The following is a 21,345-nucleotide window of genomic DNA, read 5'->3' as shown; positions in this document are numbered from 1 at the left end:
CCGACAAGTCTGTGGTCAAGTCCGTGGTCGCGCTCATCTCGTCCTCCATCGATCAGTGTGGACACTGTCCACTTTGCAATGTTGACACCGTACACACGCTGGCCGCTTCCGTGTCAAGGGGATAGCGTCGAGAGATGTCGTGTGACGTGGTGGAGGCCGGGATCGTCCAGCTCGCCGCGGCGCTGGCACGGGGCGAGGTGACCAGCGCGGAACTGGTGGACGCCTACCTCGCGCGGATCGCGGCATACGACCACGCGGGGCCGCACCTGAACTCCGTTGTCGTCCTCGACCCGAACGCCCGCGCCGAGGCGGAGGAGTCCGACCGGCGCCGCACCCGGGGCGAGCTGATGGGACCGCTCGACGGCATCCCCTATACGGCCAAGGATTCCTACTCTGCGACGGGACTCACTGTCGCGGGCGGCTCCCCCGCGTTCGCTCACCTTGTGGCCCAACGCGATTCGTATGCCGTGGGTCGCCTCCGCGGCGCCGGCGCCATCCTCCTGGGGTTGACGAATATGCCGCCGATGGCCAACGGCGGGATGCAGCGGGGGCTCTACGGCCGCGCGGAGAGCCCGTACAACCCGGCATACCTCACGGCACCTTTCGCCTCCGGCTCCTCCAACGGTTCCGGCACGGCAACGGCGGCGAGTTTGGCCGCCTTCGGCCTCGGGGAGGAGACGTGGTCCTCCGGTCGCGGACCGGCGTCGAACAACGGCCTGTGCGCCTATACGCCATCGCGCGTGGTGATCTCCATCCCGGGGCAACTGGCCGCTGGTGCCGACGGACCTGCTGTGGGCGCTGGTCGAGGACGTGCGCGCCGCGGGAGCCGAGGTCGTCCTCACCGACTTCCCGATCGTCAGCAACTACGAGGCCGACCGGCCCGGCGCTGCCACCATCCGCACCCGCGGTCTCGTCAGCCCGGTCTATCTCGAGCGGGAGGTCCAGGATCTCGCCGCCTGGTCGTGGGACGACTTCCTCCACGCCAACGGTGACCTTGGCCTGCACCGCCTGGCGGATATCGATGGGGCACAGATCTTTCCGCCCCCGCCAGGCGCGCTGAAGGATGGCTATCACGACTTCGGCGACGACATCGCGCTCTTCCCCGGCTACGCCCGCGCCCACCCGCTCGTTCCGCTGCGTGAGCACACATGGGTCGCCGAGGGGATCGCGGGTCTGGACCGCACCCGCGAGCTGGACCTCGATGCGTGGCTCGACAGCGAGCGGCTCGACGCGGTGATCTTCCCCGCGGTCGCCGACGTCGGCCCAGCGGATGCCGACGTCGATCCCGCCTCCGCCGATCTCGCCTGGCGCAACGGCGTCTGGGTCGCCAACGGCAATCTCGTGCCGCGCCATTTCGGCCTCCCGACCGTCACCATCGCGATGGGCGTGATGCGCGACATCAGCATGCCGGTCGGCCTCACGTTCGCCGGCCGCCCCTACGCCGACACCGCGCTGCTGTCATATGCCGCGGCCACCGAAGTCCTGTGCCCGCGCCGCAGCCCCCACCCCGGACACCCGCACTGAGGTCACCCGCACACAGGTCACCCGCGCTCCGGTCGCCGTCACACTGACCCCTTCCGGCGCACGCGTGCCCGGCTGGGTGACCATCTGGCGACCCGAAAACGACCACGTGGTGAACCGGGTGCGTAAGCGGTTTCATGAGGCGCACAATGGAGGTATGAACGGCACCCAGCCCGCGTCGTCCGCAGACCTGCTCGCCGCCGTCAACGTGCGGCTCGACCTCTTGGGGCAGCCCAAGGTCGAGGCGGTGGAACCGGGTCAGGCCGTCGCCGACGATCTGGTCGCCCCGATCCTGAAGCGGCAGCGCGAGCTGAGCCGCCGCCTCGGTGACCGCCTCCCGCCGGTGGACGAGCGGATCGAGGCGTTCCTGACGGCATACCTGCACGGTGTCACACCGATCCCGCACCTGCCCCGGCGCACCCTGAGCCTCGACCTACCCGGCCTGGCGCGCACTCTCTCGCTGCCGGTCGACTCCGACGAGTACTCCTCCGGCCTGATCACGAGCTACCGCCTCGCCAACGGCGTGCTGCACAACCCCCGCAGCGACCGCCGCACCACCGCCGGCGTCTTCCACATCGCCGAGGGCGGCCTGCCGATCCCCGATGACAAGAAGGCCGTGCCCCGGGAGGTGTTCGCCGCGCTCCTCGACCGCGCGCTTACGCCCCCGGCCGCGGCGCTGGAACTGCCCATCACCTCCACCCAGGAAGAGAAGGCGGCCTGCTTCGTCTCCCTGCTGCTGCGGCCACTGGTCACGGTCGGCGTCCCCGGGCATACGCATGAGCGCCGGATGGAGACCCGCTTCATCGTGCCCGGATCGATGGTCGCCAACCTGGACTTCGTCGAGGGAATCTTCGGCAACGCCGGCGACCCCTACCTGCCCGAGAACGACGCCGCCCTCGACCCGCTGGGCTGGACCGGCCACACCGGCCTGGTTCTCCTTGCGCCGCACCTGATTTCGGCCACCAAACAGTCCCTCGGCCTCCCGCACAAGGACGATGCCACCGAGCGGCAGATCCGCGACGGCATGTGCTGGACCGACCCGGCGGAGCGCTACAACGACGGCCAGGCCTTCAAGGTGTGTGCCCGCGACGAGCGCGGCGTCATGGTGACGATCATCGCCGACAACTACTTCGGCTACTGCAAGAAGGAAGTCAAGACCCAGATCTCCATGTCCGCCAACCTTTTCGGCGGGTCGGAGGAAGAGCACTCCGGCGGCGCGATCGTGCTGCCCTCGTGGGACGAGGGCCAGGAGTTCGTCAACACGTATGCCGAAGGCGCACCGTCCGTGGCCGAGGTCACCGCGCGCGACCCGCGCGCGTGGACGCCGGACGAGGCCGGGTGGGCCCGCTGCGTCGACCACGAGGACATCGTCCTGGTCCCCACGGGAGCCAAGTTCTCCCTCCAGGAGCGCACCGTCTCATGGGCCGGGGAGAAGGCCACCGTGACCATCCCCTTCCGCGGGGACACCACCTATCTCGACACCTCCGGCTTCCGCGTCGTCATGAAGCAGGTGCGCCGGGAACCGGTGCAGTGGACCATCATCGGCACGGCCGCGACCTCGACGGTCTGCCACAAGCCGTCTACCGTCTCCGGCGGCGGCAAGTCCGAGATCTCCAAGTCGATCGCCGACGCGATCACGATCGGGCAGGCGTTCGTCGCCGACTTCGACGCGGACATGGACGCGGTCGAGCAGATCGTCAGCCGCGACTACAGCGAGCGCTACGCCAACCCCGAGTGGAACGGCAAGGACCACCGCTCGGTCCTCGGCCCGGAGCGCAGCACCGGCAGCGTCATCAAACTCTTCACGCCCAAGGCGGAGTTCTCCGACGAGCACAACGCCTTCATCCGGGCCATCCCCCCGCACGTGCTCGAACTGGTCTATGTCATCAAGCGGGCCTACCGCTCGGAGTGGGGCGCGGACTGGCGTAGCCACTGCTCGGTCAGCCAAGTCAACGGCCGCACCGGCAACCGCCTGCGGATCGACGGGCAGGCCGTCCTCGTCGACATGCTGCGCGTCGGGTTCGAGTCGGACGGCTCCTATCGGCTCTTCTCGCTCCGGCCGGACTTCGCGCCCTCGGTGAAGGTGCAGACCGAGGACGACATCACGGCCTCAGTCGTCGCGCCTACCAGCGGTCCGGGCGAGCCGTCGGTGAAATATGTCGAGAACTGCGAGCGGCTGCTTTTCCAGCGACCCGACGACGCGATCACTCCCGGCTACGACTCCACCGCCGAGGCCGACATCGCCTCTCCCGGAACGTTCTTGTCCAACTTCCAGCCGCTCGACGTCGCGGCCGCGACCGAGCTGGCCGACGACGCGATCGCTGTCAGCCAGTTCACCGAGCCGATGCGCGAGCTGATCACCGACTTCGCCGCCGGCACGCTGCCCGGCGACGCCACCTATATGGTCTGTTCGGCGCGCCCGCGCATCGTCGACGGCAAGCCGTCGAAGAACCCGCGCTACCTGCAGGTGCGGCCCGACATGGCCGACCCCGCCGGGACGGCACGCGCGCTCACCGCCCTCCGGATCGCCCGCGGCCTGACGATGGACGAGCCCATGGTCACCGGAGTCGACATCGTCGCCGCCGGCCGGCGCAACAACCCACCGGAGAGCGGGGTGCCCGCCCTGTGCGCGTTCGGGCCGCTGCACTATCTGGAGCTGCCCGAACTGCTCATGGAGTTCATCTCCTCCATGACCGGCAAGTCGCCGTCGACGACCGGCGCCGGCTCCGAGGGCGCGATGACCAAGGCGCCCTTCAACGCGCTGCCGACGACCTACGACCTCAACGCCGCCTTTCTCTCCTTCGCCCTGACGGGCTATGACGGCTGGATCTCCGGCGCCGGCTATGTCGGGCCCGAGGTCCGCGTCGACCACGACGTCAGTCTGCTCATCCCCGAGCTCTTCGCCAGGATGTCGCCGGCCGAGCGTTCGGCGGCGGCGCTCATCGAGGCCGGCTACCTCGAGCCGGTCGCCGACGTCGTCCTCGATGACGGGCGCGTCGTGGCGGCCAGCCGACTCGGCTACCGGATCACCGAGAAGTTCGCGTCGACCTTCCTCGGACGCATCTTCATGCACCCCGACGCGATCTTCACGGAGGCCATCCTGCGGCCGGAGACCCAGGACCGCCAGGTCTTCGTCGACTCGGTCGACGTCATGGTCTCCACCCACGAGCGGGTCGCCCGCGCCTATCTCAAGGACGGCACGATCGAGTCCGCCTGCCCGCCCGTGCGCGCGTTGCTAGAGATCATGGCGGACGGCATCTCCGCTGATGGATCGACCCTGGAGGATCCCGCCTTCCGCGCTATGTTCACCCGCGAGGCGGTGCTGGCGAGCAGCTGGTATGCCGCCCGCCTGGACGCCGCGCAAGCGCAGCTCGTCGCGCGCTCGGAGGCCGGCATCGCGGCCATCGAGGGTTTGCTCGCCGAGGACGGCGACGCTTCGGTCTCGGAGCGGATGGCGTTGCGGGAGCGGCTTTCCGACGTCACTGCCGCGCGTGACGATGCCGCCTCACCGGAGGCTCGCGCCCGCCTCGTCGGCACACTCGGGCGGCAGCCGTCGTTCCGCTCTGCGTAGGCGTGCCCAGGTAGCCGCAAACCGTGCGTGGCAACCTCCCGGGACCCCCGGACGTGTATGAGCGTGACTCACGCCACACCAGGCACTCACCGGAGGACAACCATGACGGCTGGAGAGTCCGCGGCCCGCGCGACCGTTGCAGCGAACACTCTCGCTGCTGTACACCGGCGCGACCATCACCACACGAGCGAGTGTTGCGCGCCGCACTGCGTCGAGACGGTCCACCTCGGCGGCAAGGCAGCAATGGTGTGCCACGACTGCGGCACCGACTCCGGTTTCCTCGACAATCGTGCCGTCGCCGTGCTGTGCCGCGAGCACGCGGAGGAGACCCGCGAGGGATCCGCGGCCTGAGCCGGCCCCGCCTAGCGGCCCTTTCCGCGCACCAGCACGTCGGCCCACACCAGCCGGTGATCGCTGGAGGGAAAGGGGTAGGTGCCGGTGAGTGCCGATAGCGGGTCGCTGCTGACCGGCCAGAACACTCCCGAGTCCTTGATGCGCAGCTGCTTGCTCGGCAGCACATAGTCGACGCGTAGGTTACCCGGGGGCTCGGAGAAGTCGGCAGTGTCGTGGGCGGCCGGGGTGATGTGAGTCAGGTTGACCCCACCCTGCAACTGCGTGGCTTCGACGGCACCGGCGCTCGTCGGCACGTGCGTCGAGTTCACGCGGGGGGAGTCGAGAAGTTGTTGTGCCGCACCGGGAACGGAGTCACCGTCATGCGGGTCGGCGTTCTGGTCGCCGGCGATGACGAACGTCGAGCCGGGTCGGAGTCCGCCGCGTTGCCCCGCATCGTCGTACACATAGTCCGCATTGCGCACATAGTCGGCCCAGAACCGGATCTCGTCGTGGTTGCGGGTTCCGTTGCGGCCCTCGGGGCCGTCGAAGACCGGTGGGGTCGGGTGCGACACGAGGAAGTGCACGGTCCGGCCGCCGACCTGGATCGGCATATCCCAGTGCGACTTCGACGACAGGCGCACCTGCTCCACCTCGGCTGCGGAATACCAGTCGCGCGGCGCCGGGGTGGCGGGGTCGTCCGGCAGCAAAGCCCCGGGCATGTCCTTCCATAAGAAGTGCTGGAAGGTGCGGACCGCGGCCTGGTCGATCGGGTGCTTCGAGTAGACGACCATGCCGTACTGGCCCGGGAAGAACCCGAAACCGCAGGCGTCATTGGGTCCACCCACGCTGCCGCTGTTGTCCAGATCCAGGCCGCTGGGCACGCCGGTGTTCACGGGTGCGACGGCACGGTGACCCGAAGGTCGCCGCCTACAAGCCTAGCGACTTCAAGATCCCGATCCTGCGCGAAGTCCTCAAAGCCTTCCCCGACACCCGGTCAATATCGAGATCAAGGGCACCAGCGACACCGACGTCGCCTCCTGCCATCGCACCGCGCGCCTCTTGGCGACGCAGCTGAACAAAGCCGGCCACACCGACGTCATCGTCGCCTCGTTCAACTACTCCGCCATCGCGCTGTTCCACTCCCTCGCCCCGCAGGTCCCGCTGTCCCCGGGCCGCGACGGGATGTTCGCGTACTTCCTCTACGGCATCAAGCCGATCGACGGCACCGTGGCTCTGCAGGTGCCCGTCACGTGCGCCGGAATACCTATGGTGACATGGGAATTCGTGGCCCGCGCGGACCGCCATGGGTATGCCGTGCACGTCTGGTTCAGCGGCAGCGCCCCGGACGACGCCGCGACCTACAACGCCATGATCGATACCTGCGCCGCTGCGGCGGCCGACCGGCATGCCGGCAGCCTTTTCGGACACAGGACACACACCGCCGGCGGCACGGCGTGCGGCGGGGTCTGGTTGTGTGGGGGTATGGCCGCGTCCCACACCAAGAAACCCGCGCTGTCCACGACGTCCAAGACTGTCGCGGCGAATCGGGGCGGCCCGAAGCTGGACCGAAAAACCCGTGAGGAGTTGCTCGAAGCCCACGTCGCATTCGAGCTGGACCGCTGGCACGGCGAGGCGTTCGCCGCGAGCGTGCGCGAAGAAGTAGCTGCCCTTCAGGCCTGGCTCGGCGAGGTGACGGTGGGCGACCTGCTACCCGGGGCGGACACTGCCCATACGCTCGCCACCGCTCTCGCAGACGTCGACCTGACCGACGCCGCGGCCGACCTCGCCACCGAGGTGTTCCGGGCGATCCGGGCTGCCCTCGCCGCATCCGAGGCGACCGTCGACGATGTGGCGGCCGCCCGGGACCTGCATGGGATCGTGGACCTCGTCACACACCTGGACGAATTGCGCGGCACAGTGATCGGCGCGGTGACGGACAGCCCGGCCTATCACGAACTGGTGGCCCACGTGCTCTATCACGGCGTCAAAGCATTCGTCCTCAACGAGAACATTGTCGCTCGCAAGCTGCCCGGCGCGCAGTCGCTGATCCGGATGGGGCAGCGAGGGCTGGCGACGGCGGCCCCCGGGTTGGAGAGCGGGGTCGACCGCCAGTTGCGCCGGTTCGTCCAGAACCAGATCGGCGACACCTTGAGCGACAGCAAACGCTTTCTCGACCGCACCCTCAGCGGCGAATCGGGGCACGAACTGCTCGACACCACCTTGAGCACCGTCGGACCGAAGCGACTCGCCGAATTCGCCCGCCTGCTCACGGACGACGACATCGGAGCCGTGGGAGATGCTGCTGCGCCGGTGGCGCGCGGGATCCTCCGGTCGGGCGTGGTCGCGCAGGCAACCGCGGCGGCAGTGGAGCAGGTGCTCACGGCATACGCGGACCAGCCCGTCGCGCCGCTACTCGCCGACCTCGGCCTCGACCTCGACGAGCTCGCCGACCGGTTCGTCGATCTCGTGGCTCCGGCCCTGGAACACGCCCATGCGAGCGGCTACACAGAGGCTCGGATCAGGGCCCGCCTCTCGGCGTTCTATCTGGCCTGAGGCCTAGTGGCCTGAGGCAGCGTCAGGTCGAGCCGCACGATCGGGCGTGACGTGGCGGTGCGTCCGACCACCTCGAAGCCGGCGGCGACGAAAGTGCTCAGGACGCCGTGAAAGAGGTCGGCTCCCGGGACATGCCAGCAGCCCCGCCGGCCGCGTCGTGCTGGGGCGGGCGGTCACCTGGCCGTGTAGTGCGTCCTTGTTGGCCGCGGCGGACTTCTCGTAGGAGGAGCCGGTCGTGACGAAGTATTGGCACCAGCACCAGGACGGGTCGCCTTTGGTGCCGAAAGTCCCGACGACATCGTCCCACCGGGCCGCTGTCGCCGGCGTGACGGTGATCGCCCGGGCGTAGGCTTGCCGTGTCGCCATCCTCGGGGTCCTCAGACGTTCCGGCAGTCGTTGCCGCAGCCGCTGACCGACTCGGGAACCGGCCGGCCGTCGGCGTGCCGCGCGGGTCGGTGCAAGATAGCCGAGGCGGGGGTGAACCGAATCCGATCGACGGCCGCCTCGGCCGTCCCGTCGACGAGGAGAGTGAACCCTCGCGGCGCCGGCGGGGGAAAGAGGAGAGTCGCTTTCGGGTTGGCGTCGAGGTTGGCGGTGCTGCCCGTGCTCGGTTGCAGGATCAGATGGCCTTCGGCCGCAACCGGCCCCACCGACACCGCCTTGACCGCCCCGTCCGCCGACGCGGTCAACAGATAGCCCTCGGGATAGTCGAGCAATACACTTGCGAGCCGTTCCAGATCGACAGGGATGCTCATCCGTTCACCGTAGGGGCAGCGAGCTTCGAGGTCACTACCCGCAGGCTCGGCATTGCGCCCAGTTCTCCCGCGCGGGGCCAGGCCCGTGACCTGTCGACGGTCCGATGGAATCGCAGGTCACGCGGGGAACGCCGAGGCTTCGCTGGGTCTTCTTCTCCTTGTCATCGGGGCGTTACCGACCGGGTTCTAGCGTCACAGGCAGAGCCGCGGGCGCTCGACCCCCCGGGCGCCCGTCGCAAACCCACGAAGGGATCCTGGACATGCGCAAACACGCAAGCACCATGACCGTCGCGGCCGCCGCCGCCTCGGTCGCCGGCGCCTCGGCGGGCGCCGCAGTCGCCGCGAGCAACGACAGTGACGCAGCCGTCGCAAAGGTTCGCGTCGGCGTCGTCGACCGCGAAGTAGACCACCCACTTCGGTGACGCCTGCTCCTGCTCGTCGGTGCTCGACAGATCCGCCACCATCGCCCCATCGGGCGCTGATGCGAGCCGGTAGTCCGCGTCAGGCATCCCCGAGTGGGCGACCTGCCAACCGAGGATCTGGCCGTAGAATGCGGCGCCCGCGTCGAGGTCGGTGGTGTCCAGTTCGAACCAGCACGGCGTGCCGGGCATACCCAGTGTCATCCTCTCGGTCGTGGTCATCCTCTCGGTCGTGGTCCTTCGGGCACTAGCGCCGGGCACCGACAGCCGTCCCGCTCCGTCCGAGAGTTCAGTCGCTGTTCACCCGCCGCCGGATTCCGCCGTCGGATTCCGCCGCCGCTCCGCGCCCGCGGGTATGCGGACCGGGTGCGGAAGAATCGGCCCCATGGACTTCTCCCTGTGGGCCTTCTCCGGCCGGCCGTTCGCCCGGACCCTCGCGGACGCGCGGTGGGCCGCCGACCGCGGGCTAAGAGGGCTGTGGCTCGCCGACCACCTGATGGCCAACACGCCGGACGACACCTCGGCCTGCGACCCGATCAGCGAGTGCTGGACCGCGCTCGCCGCCATCGCCGCCCTGGTGCCGCGCATCGAACTGGTCTCCCACGTCTCCCCCACCACCTGGCATCACCCGGTCGTGCTGCTCAAGCGGGTCATCGAGGTCGACCAGATCAGCGAGGGCCGCGCGGTCCTCGGCCTCGGGGCCGGCTGGCAGGTCAACCAACACGCGGCCTACGGCATACCGCTCCCGCCACCACGCGAACGCGTCGACCGCTTCGAGGAGTGCATCGAGGTGATCTCGCGGCTGCGCACCGGCGAGCGAATCACTTTCGACGGCAAGCACATTCAGCTGCGTGACGCCATCGTCTCCCCCACCCCGAGAGCGACCCTCCCGCTCCTCGTCGGCACCAACGGTCCGCGGATGCTGCGCATCACGGCACGATTCGCCGACCGATGGAACACCTGGGGCCAGCCCGGCCAGGTGGGACCACGCAGCGCCGCCCTGACCGAGGCCTGCGAGCGCGAGGGGCGCGACCCGGGCGGCATACGACGCAGCGCCCAGGCGCTGGTGCGGCTGACGACGGACCCGGCCGAGCGCGACGCCTTCCTCGAGGAGCACGGGGGGCGCGGGTTCGCGGGGTCGGCGGAGGAGCTCATCGACGCCTTCGGGCGCTATGCCGAGGCCGGTATCGACGAGTTCGGCATCCACACGATCGCGTTCAGCGACGACCCGGACCGCCGCCACGACGAACTCGACCGGTTCGCCGACGAGGTCCTCGACCGCGTCGCCACGAAGGCCCAGCGGTGACCACCCGGATCGCCTTCCTGCGGGCGGTCAACGTGGGCAAGCGGCGCGTCACCTCCGACCAACTGCGGGCCGTCTGCGAGGACCTCGGTTATGCCGACGTGGGGACCTACATCAACAGCGGCAACGCCCACTTCGAGACCACCGGGAGTCGCGCGTCGATCGAGCAAGCCATGGGGGAGGCGCTCGAGAAGGAGCTGGGTTTCGAGTGCACCACCTTCGTGCGCACCCTCACCGAACTCAAGAAAGCGTTGTCCGCCAAGCCTTTTGACGTCGCCGACGGCGACACCTACTTCATCACCTTCCTCAAGGATCCGCCCACCGCGGCCCAGAAGTCGGCCCTCGAGGGACTGTCCGGCGACATCGACACCCTCGTCGTGCTGGGCCGCGACGTCCACTGGCGCATGCACGGCACGTCGATGGAGTCCGCGCTCACCAAACGGCACTGGGAAAAGATCCTCGGGCCGCTCAGCAGCACCAGCCGCAACACCACGATGCTCACCAAATTGGCCGCGCGCCTGGGCTGATCGAGGCGCCTCGCGGGTGCGCACGGTGGCCGGCGACCAGCACGTCATACCGTCGCCGCAGGCCCATGGAGGGATGGTGCCGCGTGATGCGGCGCCGGCCTCAGCGCTCGCGCGCCTTCTCGTTCGCCTTGTCGTTGGCCGTGCGGATGGCCTCGACGAGCTCGTCCTTGGTCATCCGGGTCCGCCCGCGGATCTGCAGCCGCTTCGCCACGTCGAGTAGGTGCGTCTTCGTCGCGTTCGCGTCGACCCCGCCCGCGGACTCCTTGTCGTTGAGGCCGCCCTCCTCGGCCCGCTCGTCCGAGGGTCCGGACTCCTTCTTCGCCACCCACTTGTCGCCGATGCGCTCGTGGGTGCGCTTCAGCGAGGCGTATGCCGTCGCGTTGGCCCGCCCCTCGTCGTCGTATTGCTCCATCGCCGAGTCATACGTCTTGGCGAAGGTCTCCTGTGCCCTCGTGCTGGAGCGCTGGACGGGACTGGGCAACTCGTCCTCGATAGGCTTGCCGCTCTTGGTCGTCTTCGGCATATCTCGACGGTAGCCGTCGAGCCGCCCCCTAACCCTCCTCGCGCATCGCCCAGTCGCCCGATCCGAGCCAGTCGAGCAGCAGCCGCAGCGGCTCGGGTTCCTCCCCGGCGGTGAGGGCAACAGCCAGCGCGCCCGCGAGCAGTTCCTTGCGCCCGGAGGCCACCCCGCAGAACCGGTGCAGTGCCTCCTCGAGGGGCCGGCCGGCCCACTGCGGTTGCCCGAGCAGCGTGCGCAATTTCGTCGTGAGGCCAAGGTCGTCGATGACGGCGAGGGTGCGCGTGGGGCCGAGCGCGCGGATCAGTTCCTCCTCCAGGTCGCGCACGCAGACGAACCAGCCGTATGCCGGCAGGTCGCCGGCGTCGCGCACCGGCTGCCCGCGCTCACGCAGCGCGCGTTCGACGACGGCGCTCTCGCCCGCGTCGCACAGGCCGATCACCTGCGCCTCCGGCGTCGTTTCGTATGCCGCCGCAAGCGCCTTCCGCACGTTGGTCACCCCACCCATGGGGCGAATGTCGATGCGGGAGAGGCTGATCCCGCGGCCGACCGCGCCGGCGCGCACGGCCGCCGCGTCGCTGGCACCCTCGACGAGCACGATCACGCGACGCCTGGCCGGTCGAGGCGGAGGAGGTAGTGGAGTGGGTCGTCGTCCGGGTTGTCGGGCTCGCAATCCCCTTCTCCCACGATGCGAAAACCGACGCGCTCCAGCGCCCGCCAGGACGGCCGGTTGGCGGCGACGACGGTCACGAGGACGGCCGGCGCTTCCGGGCGCTCGGCCCAGCAGCGCGCGACGAACGCTCGCAGCATGTCGGTGCCGAGCCCTTGGCCGCGGGTCTCGCCGAGGAGGTAGTCGAGGGTGATCGCCCGGGGAGGCACCTCCCCCAGCGCCGAGAAGTCGGCCAGGTTCTCCTCGTAGTCGGCCACCGCGGAGCACTGGACGAGCCCGACCGGCGAGCCGTCGCCTAGGGCCAGCCAGTCCTCGTTCGGCTCGGCCCCGTCGACACTCGCCCCGAAATCGCGCTCCACCGCCGCGGCCGACCATTCGTGCTGCCACCACCGGTGCACCTCCGGCTGCGCCGGCCACGACGCCACCAGCGGGAAGTCCTCCCGCGTCACCCGGCGGAAACTCCACACCGCATCCGGCATCTCAGCTCCTCCCCCATCGACACCCACCACCCGGAAGTCTGCCGGATCCGCAGCTATCACGCGCCGGATGCGCGCTGTCGACCCCGGCCGGCGCAGGGCGGGCGCACCGCGAGTTCGTCGGGAGGCCGCCCGCCCGGCCGCGGGACGGAAGAGTCAGGGCCGGGCAGGACAGGCCCGCCGGCTGACAGGCACCCCGGAACGGAGCCAGGCCCGTGCGCCGGACGGAAGGGAGGCAGGCCAACAGGGGCAGGGAGAAGCCCTCGCCGGCGAGCCGTATCAGGCGACAGTCGGGCCCGCTCGGTAGGCGGCGACGGCGTGTTGATAACTGCCGGGGGTCAGTCCCAGACCACTCTCAGTCGTTGTTCGTCGAGCCCGGTGGCCCGGTCGTGACCGTCGCGGCGAGATGTCGGGAGTGGACGACGCCGTGGTGCATCCGGCACAGGAGGGCTGCGTTGTCGAGATCGGTATGCCCACCGTCGGCCCAGTGGATCGGGTGGTGTGCATCGGTCCAGTCCGGAGGCCGGGAGCAGCCGGGGAAGGTGCATCGACGATGACAGTGGTGTGGGTGGAGGAGCGGCCGAGGACGACGTCGCCGTCGCTCTTCTTGGTCGCCCGGTTGAGCAGGTCGATCAGGGCGTGCGCGCGACGGTTCGTCCACGGCCGCGGGTCCGGTTCGCCGTCCGGCCCGGGCACCGGCCGGGTCAACGACCCGAGCGCCCCTTCGAGGACGGCCGCGGATTCGGCGTCGAGGGTCAGGCGGTAGTCGACCAGCGCGCCCCCGTCACTGGCGCCGCCCGATAGGCAGGCCCGGGAACGGTCGCGTTCGTCGTCCTTGCCCTCGTCACCGTCGCCGTATTTCGCGATGAGCGCGGGTCGCAACTTCCGCACCTCACCGACGTCACCAGCAAAGGCAAGCTCGGTGTAGGCGTCCCAGCCCGCCGCGACGAAGCCGGGCTGCAGGTCGGGCAGCAGCCGCTGCATCTCGTCGGCCGCGACCGCCGCAGGCGCCACGGGTGCCTGTCCGCTCAGCACCGCCTCCGCAAGTCGATCGGGCAGCACCTTCTTGGCGATGTGCCCGGCGAGCTTGACGGACCTCGCGCACGTAGCGCCCGTGGGGTAGCGGCGCGAGTGGCTGCACACCCAGTCGCCGATGGCCAGGGGGGCCTCGCCGCTGGTGTGTTCGCCGCGCTGGAGGGTCTCGGCGATCACAGCGACCTCGGCGGCGTCAGCGATCAACGCCAGCTCACCGAGTTCGCCGAGGATCTCGCCGAGCGCACCTCCGGGGGCCTGCCACAGCACCTGGCGCAACTCGGCCAGAGCGCCCGCGGCACGTCCCCGGCCTGTCTTCACGTCCTGCAACGAGTGAAGCACAGCCCACCGACAACGCCCCCGACCTGCACAAACCCCCGCACCGGACGGCATACCGTCCCCTCGAAACGCCGGATCCGAGCGAGCGAACCCGGCGGCGTGGTGGGATGGAGACATGGCCAAGGGCAAAGGCAAGGGACGCCGCACACCTCACCGATCGGCCACGCGAGGACGGGCCGCAGTCCGCCGCCACCCGGCAGCCCCCGCCCCCGAGGATCTGGAACTCGCCCGGGGCCTGCGGGAGGCCATGCGCGGAGCGCCCCTGTCCACAGCGACGCTCGTCTCCCAGATGATCGAGTACACGGAAGCCGGAGACGACGAGGGCGCGCCACCCCTCGCCGCCGCGCCGACCCTCGCCAACCTGGTCGAGAGCCTCATCGGCATACCCATCGCCGAGACCACCGCGGCGCTGCACGTCATGGCCATCCTCCTCACCGACGAGGTGATGGCCGCGCGCATCCGGCGCGAACTCGCCGGCCGAAAGCACCCGATGCCCATCGACGTCGCCGAACTGGCTAGCCTGCGGATCACCCGCGCCGTCACGATGACCATTCCCGGCGACGTCGGCGAGGACCTGATGCTCGAACTGACAGGGCCGGGCGTGCGAGACGTGACCCTCATGACCTATGTCGACTTCCGCGGCGGTCCCTTTCTCAAGGACGCCTTCCTCATGCCGTCCTCACTCGAGCAGGCCAAAGCCCAGATGCGCGAGATCGCCGAGCGCGACGGCTTTGCCCCGGACTACCCGGAGGTGAGCCTCGCCGACGCCCGCGCGCGGCTCGAAGCCGCCATGGCCACATACGGCTCGCTGGAGCACATGCTCGAACCACAGGAGATGTGGCCCGGCCTGCGGCCGCTGCTGCGTTTCCTGCTCGCCCACCTGCCGACGGGAGGCTACGGATATCCCGGCGACGCGGGCATACCCATGGATCTCGACGATGTCGGCCTCGACCCTCTCGACGAAGAATTCGAGGAGGAGGTGCACGATCTCGCCCACGCCTTCCTCGCCGCATACCTCGGCAGCGAGGAGGCCGAGGCGATCGGGGACGACGATCTCATCCATGACGTCGCGCACGAGTTCGCCGCGATCATTGTCGGGGAGGATGAGCAATACTCTTGGGAGACAATCGATATCGAGCGCGTGATGACGCGGGTGCTGCCGCCGTTGATGCCGGCGGAGCTGAAGGAGTACTGCCGGGCGCCCGAGGTGTTGCAGGCGTTCGTCCGGCACTGTCACGCCGTGGCGGGGGTCGAGGAGGCGGTGGACTTCCGGGTCGGCATGGAGATCGCGCGGTGGGTGCCGGACTACCTGCGGATGCGCGAGGACCCGGGCGTCGTGGCCATCCGGAACGCCCTGGAGACGGCCGCGCTGGCCGCCGACAGCATCGGCTTGTCGTATGAGGACCCGGCTGTCGAGATCCTCGGGTCGGTGGAGGCGCTCGCCACCCTTGACGACGAGCCGCTGCCCGACGAGCCGCTCGACGTCAGCGGGGTGCCGGCGGACATCGTGGAGCGAGTCAGCCGTATGTCGGCGCTCGCCGACGGGGCGATCGCGCGGCTGTATGACGATGTCGAGCTGCGTACGGCTGCGCGGCGGCTCATCGCGAAGGTCGCCGCCGGTGATCCCGCGATCTTCCGGCGCAAGTCGGGCGATGAGATGGGGGCCGCCGCCCTGGTGTGGCTCGTCGCGAAGGCGAACGATCAGATCGGGGAGAGCTGGACCCTGACCGTGGGCGAGTTGATGGACCACTTCGGACTCAAGGGCAGCCCGTCCCAGCGCGCGCAACCGATGCTCGCCGCGATCGGGGGCAGCACCTACTACGACGGGCGCGTCCGCCTCGCCGACCCCCTCCTCCTCACCTCGGAGACCCGCGCCGAACTCCTGGACTGGTTCGGCGACCCCCACTGACGTACCCATAGGCGCGGCAAGGCGAGGGTGACGGGTCGCCACTGCGGCGCCAGGGCGGCGCCCATGCCAGTTCCCCACCAGCGCGTTACTTGGTGGGCGCGGGAACAGGATCAGTGATCCCAGAGGCGACGGTTTGTCGCTTTTCCTTCGGCGGGTTGGCTGACGTCCTCGATATGGATCGGGTCAGGTTCTCGAGGCGAGTCGCACTCGAACCTCCGGAAGGTCTGCGAAGCGCGCCCGCTCGTCGGTGGTGAGCACGATCCGATCCGTGGCACGAGCGGTTGCGGCGACGATCAGATCGTGCGTACCGCGCCGTGTGCCCGTCCGGTGCGTGTGCGCCAGGAGCCAGGCATGCTGTTCGGCGATGTCGATGTCGTAGCCCTTGACGGGCACGACGGCCAGGACATCGGCCAGAAAGGCGCGCTGCGCGCTCGCCCTGTCCGAGGGTGGGTCGAGGAAGACACCGGCGAGGTATTCGGCCACGGCGATCGCCGGGATCGCCACGTCATCGGCGTCGGCGAGCGCCCCGAGGTCGAGACGACCGCGGACCCCGGCGATCAACACACCCGTGTCAAGGATCAGTCGAGCCACGGGTCGTTATCCAGGTCGGCAAGCACGCTCGACCGGGCGGCCTCGATGCGCGCCTCCAGGGAGTCGTCGAAGGCTGGATCGCCCTGCCACCGGGAGAAGACCGCGCGCAATTCGGGCGCGTTGACGGTCGGAGCAGGGGCGATCGTCGCCACCCGTCGGCCCGCCCTCGTGACCACGATGGTCTCGCCCTCCTCGGCGGCGTCGAGAACCGCGGAGAAGTTGCGCGAGGCCTCGGATGCTGTCATCTCCCGCACAAGATCAGAATATCTGATCGACACCCGCAACGCGACGAAACGGCTCTGTTCGACAACATGGGCGTGCATCGCCGGCTTCGGCACAAGGCAATCCCGCCCGCACAAGCTCGTCGAAGCTTGGCGGCGGACTCGCTGTCAGTCCATGAGGAGCTGCACCCTGGCAAGGGCGAGTTCATCGTCGCCCCGGGCGTCGATCTCCCGCTCGAAGAGGGCGGCGGTCTTGGTGAGGACGAGCGTGAACGGTCGCCCCTGCCGACGGGTCGTGTGCGTCACTGGCAGTTCCGAGGCCTCGATGCGGGAGTGAATGTGTCGCCGATTCGGCCCGGCGAGCGGCCACTCCAGCGTGCGTTCATCCGGCGCGGAGAGGAAGGCGGCCAGTTGGCCACACAGGTCACAGTCGCAGGCGGACGGGGCGGGGACCGACCAGTCGTCGAGGCGGCGGGCGGGCCGCTCCAGGCGCTGGGCGAGCAACTGCGCTGCGTATGCCGCCGCCTCACCCACCCGGGCCTCCCGCCGGTCTTCCGCCGGCCAGTTCGCCGCAGCGTCGAGGAGAGGGATAAGCAGCGGGAGCGCGGGTTCTCCTTGGCGACACGAGGCCAGGACTTCATCGGCGACGGCGTCCAGACGGCATACGGCTGCAGCGTGGAGGACGGACGTGAGCGAGCCGGCGAGGGTCTCGAGTTGGCCACGAACCCGTGACGTGAGGTCCGCGGCGAGCAGCGGCGTGATCCGCGGCCGCACGCCGTCCCAGGCCAGCTCGACCATGGCTCGGGGGAGAATCTCGCTGTCGCACAGCGCCATAGCCAGTGACGGCAAGCCCGCCAGCCAGACCGGATCGGCCGTCCCCGTGCCCCGGCGCCGCGAGTTGGTGGACCACGCGGTGACCAGGTCTTTCGCCCAAACGTCGCCATACGTCTCGGCGAGTCGCAACAGGCGCGGTGCAACGGCTGTCGTGAGCACATCGATCCGGAACGTCCCGAGGAAGGTGCGGGCCAGGTCAGGCTCGTCCAGGTCTGCGGCCAGCGTCAGAGCCTCATCGACCAACTTCGGTGCAGGGTCAATCCCTCCAATCTGGCTGTGCCAGAACGGCATCATCGACACGAGGTCGTCGCGGGCTATGTCGGCCTCGCCCTTGTCGACGTGGTCTTGCAGGTCGGCGACCGCCCACGCCATCGAGACCTGGGCACGGTTGACGAACTGCAGCCGGACCGGCCAGACGAGGACCGCGGCCCGGTGATACCACCGGTCGACCGTGTTGCCATAGTTGCCCATGTAGCCCTCGTGTTCGGACTCGTAGGGCGTCAGGCGCACGGTGGGCGTCGAGGCGCACACCTCGCGACCATCGACATAGTCGCTGATCTCTTCAGTTCCGCGAGCCCAGGCGCCGCGCCAATGGGTGAGCGTGACCTCGGAATCGATCAGTTGGTGCGGGTCTGGATCCACGCCACCGCCGCGCCGCCGCGACCGGCGGCCCCCGAAATCGTCGTCGTCGAAGTAGACATCGTCCTGCCAGGTCTCGTGGACGTCGGCCAGCGCGAGGACGACCTCGCACCCGGCCCGCGTCCCCGCTGCCCGCAGCGTGGCGACTCGTGTGATGTCCGCGCCTTTCAGGGCCTTCCAGGTGAGGCTGCGCGGTGTGTACTCGTGGTCGAGCAGATACACCAGGCGCGTGGGTGAGGTCACGTCGTCGCCCCTCCACCGCGCCGGCACGGGAGCGGTGAAGTGACGCTCCAGCAGGAGCGCCACGTCGCCCACCGGGCCCGTCGCAGCATCCGGCTCGTCGGACTGATGACGAATCAGGTTGTAGGTCAGGGAGATTCGATGACCGGAGCGGACCGGTTGCACCTCGTGGCGCAGGTCGGCGTACAGCACCACAGCGATCGGTTCCTGGCGGCTCCCGCGGTATGACGTGCTCCCGCCCTTGCCGTGCACGACCAGTTCGCCCCCCGTGTGCGCGCTGGGGAGGGTGACCACGAGAGAGGCGATCATGTCGTCGTGCTTCTCGGAGTCTTGGTGGGAGGCGAAGAACTGGTCCTTCGCGTAGACGAGCATCGAGTGCAGCTCGGCAGTCAGCCGCGTCCGCGGCCCTAACCCGAGCGTCTCCCGGGCGGCCTCGAGGACATGATCAAGCTGACCGCCCCAGTCGACGGCGACCGCGTCGGTGGGGACTTGGGTCGTGTCGCGGACGCTGACATCCAGCACGGTCTCCGTGCCGAGCCCGAAAGCCGCGGGTTTGCCGAGCGCCGCAAGCTTCTTGGCCGTCGACGCCGTCACCGGCTGACGCAACTCTCCTAGCCCGGCGACCTCGACGCGGAGGTCGTCGAGGTCGACTCGCAGCTGCCCGTGCCCACGCACCGTGGGACGTTCGCCCGCGAGCAGTCGTGCCATCTCGTCTTTGGGCGCAATCGACATACAGACGATTGTCGGAGATGGACGGGAGAGCCTCAACCGTGTGCACGACTCCTGGATCGGTGGCGGTCGAACGCGGGCCCCGATCGGCAGAAGGTCGAGTTGGCTTCTCGACGCCAGGTCGATTAGATATCCGGCAAGAGGTAGAGTAGATATTCGGCAGGAGGGCTAGTACCAGGGCTCGGGGACCCCACCTCTTCACCAGGCCCGGCGGCGTCACGGTGGTGCCACTCGCGTGCCTATCGGATTGACGGCGCGTCAGCCTCGCCCTGCGTCCGCCGACGGTGACGTGGACGGGTAATGGAGGTCCGGCGAGCGCGCCAACACGTCCCCCGGGTCCAAGCCGGAGCACCGCGATCGAGACCCACCAGATACATTGCCCCCATGGACCAGGTGGTGGTCACGGAGGGGCTGACCAAGGATTACGGCGCGGTGCTCGCGCTCGACGGCCTCACGGTGCAGGTCGCTCCCGGCGTGACCGGGCTGGTGGGCGCGAACGGGGCAGGCAAGTCGACCCTCATCAAGATCCTCCTCGGTCTTATCCCGCCGACCGCCGGGCGGGCACGCGTCCTAGGCCATGACATCGCTACCGAGGGCCCGCAGATCCGCGCCGCCGTCGGCTACCTGCCCGAACACGACTGTCTCCCACCGGATGTCAGCGCCAGCGACTTCGCCGTCCACATGGCCATGATGTCCGGCCTCCCCCGCGTCGCGGCCCGCGAGCGCGCCGCCGACGTGCTGCGGCACGTGGGTCTCGCCGAGGAGCGCTACCGACCCATGGGCGGCTACTCCACCGGCATGAAGCAGAAGGCCAAGCTCGCCCAGGCCCTCGTCCACGACCCCAAACTGGTCTTCCTCGACGAACCCACCAACGGCCTCGACCCCGCCGCCCGCGACGAGATGCTCGGCCTCATCCGACGCATCGGCCACGACTTCGGCATCTCGATCATCGTCACCTCGCACCTGCTCGGCGAACTCGAACGCGTCAGCGACCAGGTCGTCGTCCTCGACGGCGGGCGGCTGCTGCGGGCCTCACGCACCGACGACTTCCTCGACGCCACCGGCGCCCTGCTCCTCGAAGTCCTCGGCGACGACGCTCAGGCCCGGATGCTGGATGCCCTCACCCGCGCCGGCCTGACCGCTGCACGCCGCGGCAGCATGCTCACCGTCGACGCCTCCCATCCCGCCGGCGTCCAGGACGGTGGGGCGGACGCGGACGTGCACGACGTCGTCCGCGACACCGCCGGCGCGCTCGGCCTCGGCCTCGTCCGCCTCCAGGCCGACCACCGCCGCATCGAAGACGTCTTCGCCGACACGAGCGGACCACGATGAGCCAGCCGGGCGGCATACCCGCAAACCCCAACAGCGCCAGCGTCATCCACGACATCGGCTACCGACCGTATGCCGGGCCCCGCCACGACGAGGGCGCAATCGCCCGCGCGCTCGTGACCACCGGCTTCCGCAACGCCTTCGGCCTCGGCCGCTCCGGCCGCAGCAAAACCCTCCCCTTCGTGCTGCTCGCCTTCAATCTCGCCCCGGCCCTCGCGATCGCGGGCGCCATCATGCTCGCCAACCTCAAGGAGATGCCGATCGGCTACGCGCGGTATGCCGCGACCACCCAGGTCCTTCTCGGCATCTTCGTCGCCGCCCAGGCGCCCGTGCTCTTCTCCCGCGACCAGCGCCACGGCACCCTCGCGCTCTATCTCGCCCGGCCACTCCCCGCGCCCGCCTATGCGATCGCCCGCTGGCTCGCCCTGCTCGGTGCCACCCTCGTCTTCCTCATCCTGCCGATCGTGATCCTGTATGCCGTTGCGCTGCTTGGGGAATTCGACCTCACCGACGAGACCCGCAAAGCCGCCGTCGCCGTCGGGCTTGCGCTGCTGCTGACCGCCGCCATCACCGGCATCGCCGGACTCATCGCGTCGGTCTCGACCCGCCGCGGGTTCGGGGTGATGGCGACCATCGCCTTCCTCCTCCTCGGCGACGGCATCGTCGCGGCCATCCAGGGGATCTCGTCGCAGGAGGGCAACGAGCGCATCGGCGAGATCGCCGGCCTGTTCTCCCCCTACTCCCTCTATCGCGGGCTCGTCACCGCGTGGGCCGACGGGTCGTCGATGACCCCGCCGAGCTCGACCGCCATGGAGTGGCTGGGGGGGGGGGGGGGGG

The 21,345-nt window shown here is 69.6% G+C and carries 18 protein-coding genes and 1 pseudogene; 9 read left to right on the top strand and 10 right to left on the bottom strand.

What is annotated here, in order from left to right; genetic code table 11:
- The first annotated feature begins 134 nt into the window (after positions 1 to 134).
- The 3 genes and pseudogenes from BN11_RS18255 to BN11_RS23095 all read left to right on the top strand — a co-directional run bounded on the left by BN11_RS18255 (position 135) and on the right by BN11_RS23095 (position 5,443).
- Positions 135 to 1,571, top strand: a pseudogene (locus tag BN11_RS18255) (amidase family protein).
- Between the two features lie 107 nt (positions 1,572 to 1,678).
- Positions 1,679 to 5,092, top strand: coding sequence for a hypothetical protein (locus BN11_RS18250; RefSeq protein WP_048701929.1), 3,414 nt, complete (start codon positions 1,679 to 1,681; stop codon positions 5,090 to 5,092).
- A 102-nt stretch (positions 5,093 to 5,194) separates the two neighbouring features.
- Complete coding sequence (locus tag BN11_RS23095; protein WP_157044269.1) at positions 5,195 to 5,443, top strand: hypothetical protein; 249 nt, start codon at positions 5,195 to 5,197, stop codon at positions 5,441 to 5,443.
- A gap of 11 nt (positions 5,444 to 5,454) precedes the next feature.
- On the opposite strand, the gene BN11_RS18245 is transcribed toward BN11_RS23095, so the two are convergent.
- Positions 5,455 to 6,318, bottom strand: a complete 864-nt coding sequence (locus BN11_RS18245) for an endonuclease/exonuclease/phosphatase family protein (protein ID WP_048699731.1) — start codon at positions 6,316 to 6,318, stop codon at positions 5,455 to 5,457.
- A gap of 166 nt (positions 6,319 to 6,484) precedes the next feature.
- On the opposite strand from BN11_RS18245, the gene BN11_RS18240 reads away from it, so the two are divergent.
- Positions 6,485 to 7,978 carry a PI-PLC domain-containing protein gene (locus BN11_RS18240; protein WP_048699730.1) on the top strand — a complete coding sequence of 498 codons (1,494 nt, stop codon included), beginning with the start codon at positions 6,485 to 6,487 and terminating at the stop codon, positions 7,976 to 7,978.
- Positions 7,979 to 8,355: 377 nt separating this feature from the next.
- On the opposite strand, the gene BN11_RS18235 is transcribed toward BN11_RS18240, so the two are convergent.
- Both BN11_RS18235 and BN11_RS24325 read right to left on the bottom strand, forming a co-directional pair.
- Positions 8,356 to 8,733, bottom strand: a complete 378-nt coding sequence (locus tag BN11_RS18235; RefSeq protein ID WP_048699728.1) for a pyridoxamine 5'-phosphate oxidase family protein — start codon at positions 8,731 to 8,733, stop codon at positions 8,356 to 8,358.
- 161 nt (positions 8,734 to 8,894) lie between these two features.
- Positions 8,895 to 9,344 (bottom strand): VOC family protein, encoded by a 450-nt coding sequence (locus BN11_RS24325; RefSeq protein WP_083433871.1) that lies wholly within the window; start codon positions 9,342 to 9,344, stop codon positions 8,895 to 8,897.
- A 193-nt stretch (positions 9,345 to 9,537) separates the two neighbouring features.
- Between BN11_RS24325 and BN11_RS18225 the strand changes: the two genes are divergently transcribed.
- Both BN11_RS18225 and BN11_RS23085 read left to right on the top strand, forming a co-directional pair.
- On the top strand, positions 9,538 to 10,458 hold the full coding sequence (locus BN11_RS18225; RefSeq protein WP_048699724.1) for an LLM class flavin-dependent oxidoreductase: 921 nt from the start codon (positions 9,538 to 9,540) through the stop codon (positions 10,456 to 10,458).
- Positions 10,455 to 10,982: a DUF1697 domain-containing protein gene (locus BN11_RS23085; RefSeq protein WP_048699722.1), complete on the top strand. Its 528-nt coding sequence runs from the start codon at positions 10,455 to 10,457 to the stop codon at positions 10,980 to 10,982. Before BN11_RS18225 ends, BN11_RS23085 begins: the two co-directional genes overlap by 4 nt.
- A 100-nt stretch (positions 10,983 to 11,082) precedes the next feature.
- Here BN11_RS23085 and BN11_RS18215 read toward each other — a convergent pair whose 3' ends face one another.
- The 4 genes from BN11_RS18215 to BN11_RS26355 form a co-directional block, all read right to left on the bottom strand.
- On the bottom strand, positions 11,083 to 11,505 hold the full coding sequence (locus tag BN11_RS18215; RefSeq protein WP_048699720.1) for a ChaB family protein: 423 nt from the start codon (positions 11,503 to 11,505) through the stop codon (positions 11,083 to 11,085).
- A 28-nt stretch (positions 11,506 to 11,533) separates the two neighbouring features.
- Positions 11,534 to 12,103, bottom strand: a complete 570-nt coding sequence (locus tag BN11_RS18210; RefSeq protein ID WP_048699719.1) for a hypothetical protein — start codon at positions 12,101 to 12,103, stop codon at positions 11,534 to 11,536.
- Entirely contained in the window at positions 12,100 to 12,648 is a 549-nt protein-coding gene (locus BN11_RS18205; protein WP_048699717.1) for a GNAT family N-acetyltransferase, read from the bottom strand. Before BN11_RS18205 ends, BN11_RS18210 begins: the two co-directional genes overlap by 4 nt.
- A 276-nt stretch (positions 12,649 to 12,924) precedes the next feature.
- Entirely contained in the window at positions 12,925 to 13,998 is a 1,074-nt protein-coding gene (locus BN11_RS26355; RefSeq protein WP_048699715.1) for a DUF222 domain-containing protein, read from the bottom strand.
- 133 nt (positions 13,999 to 14,131) lie between these two features.
- Here BN11_RS26355 and BN11_RS18195 point away from each other — a divergent pair, with 133 nt between their 5' ends.
- Positions 14,132 to 15,925 (top strand): KH domain-containing protein, encoded by a 1,794-nt coding sequence (locus tag BN11_RS18195; protein WP_157044266.1) that lies wholly within the window; start codon positions 14,132 to 14,134, stop codon positions 15,923 to 15,925.
- A 183-nt stretch (positions 15,926 to 16,108) separates the two neighbouring features.
- On the opposite strand, the gene BN11_RS18190 is transcribed toward BN11_RS18195, so the two are convergent.
- From BN11_RS18190 to BN11_RS18180, 3 genes are all read right to left on the bottom strand, one after another.
- Complete coding sequence (locus BN11_RS18190; protein ID WP_048699711.1) at positions 16,109 to 16,516, bottom strand: PIN domain-containing protein; 408 nt, start codon at positions 16,514 to 16,516, stop codon at positions 16,109 to 16,111.
- Entirely contained in the window at positions 16,504 to 16,761 is a 258-nt protein-coding gene (locus BN11_RS18185; RefSeq protein ID WP_053084237.1) for a type II toxin-antitoxin system Phd/YefM family antitoxin, read from the bottom strand. The genes BN11_RS18190 and BN11_RS18185 overlap by 13 nt, the downstream gene beginning before the upstream one ends.
- Before the next feature lie 144 nt (positions 16,762 to 16,905).
- The gene (locus BN11_RS18180; protein ID WP_048699709.1) at positions 16,906 to 19,182 is read right to left on the bottom strand and encodes a 2OG-Fe(II) oxygenase; all 2,277 of its coding nucleotides are present in this window, start codon (positions 19,180 to 19,182) and stop codon (positions 16,906 to 16,908) included.
- 381 nt (positions 19,183 to 19,563) lie between these two features.
- Here BN11_RS18180 and BN11_RS18175 point away from each other — a divergent pair, with 381 nt between their 5' ends.
- On the top strand, positions 19,564 to 20,511 hold the full coding sequence (locus BN11_RS18175) for an ABC transporter ATP-binding protein (protein WP_048699707.1): 948 nt from the start codon (positions 19,564 to 19,566) through the stop codon (positions 20,509 to 20,511).
- Positions 20,508 to 21,345 (top strand): ABC transporter permease (locus BN11_RS24320; protein ID WP_048699705.1); only part of this gene is annotated, 838 nt, incomplete at its 3' end. The genes BN11_RS18175 and BN11_RS24320, both read left to right, overlap by 4 nt.

Origin of the sequence: Nostocoides australiense Ben110 (genome assembly GCF_001050535.1) — a bacterium.
Taxonomy (GTDB): domain Bacteria; phylum Actinomycetota; class Actinomycetes; order Actinomycetales; family Dermatophilaceae; genus Nostocoides_A; species Nostocoides_A australiense.
The sequence above is the reverse complement of the archived record's forward strand: the minus strand, read 5'-3'. Positions and strand labels throughout refer to the sequence as shown.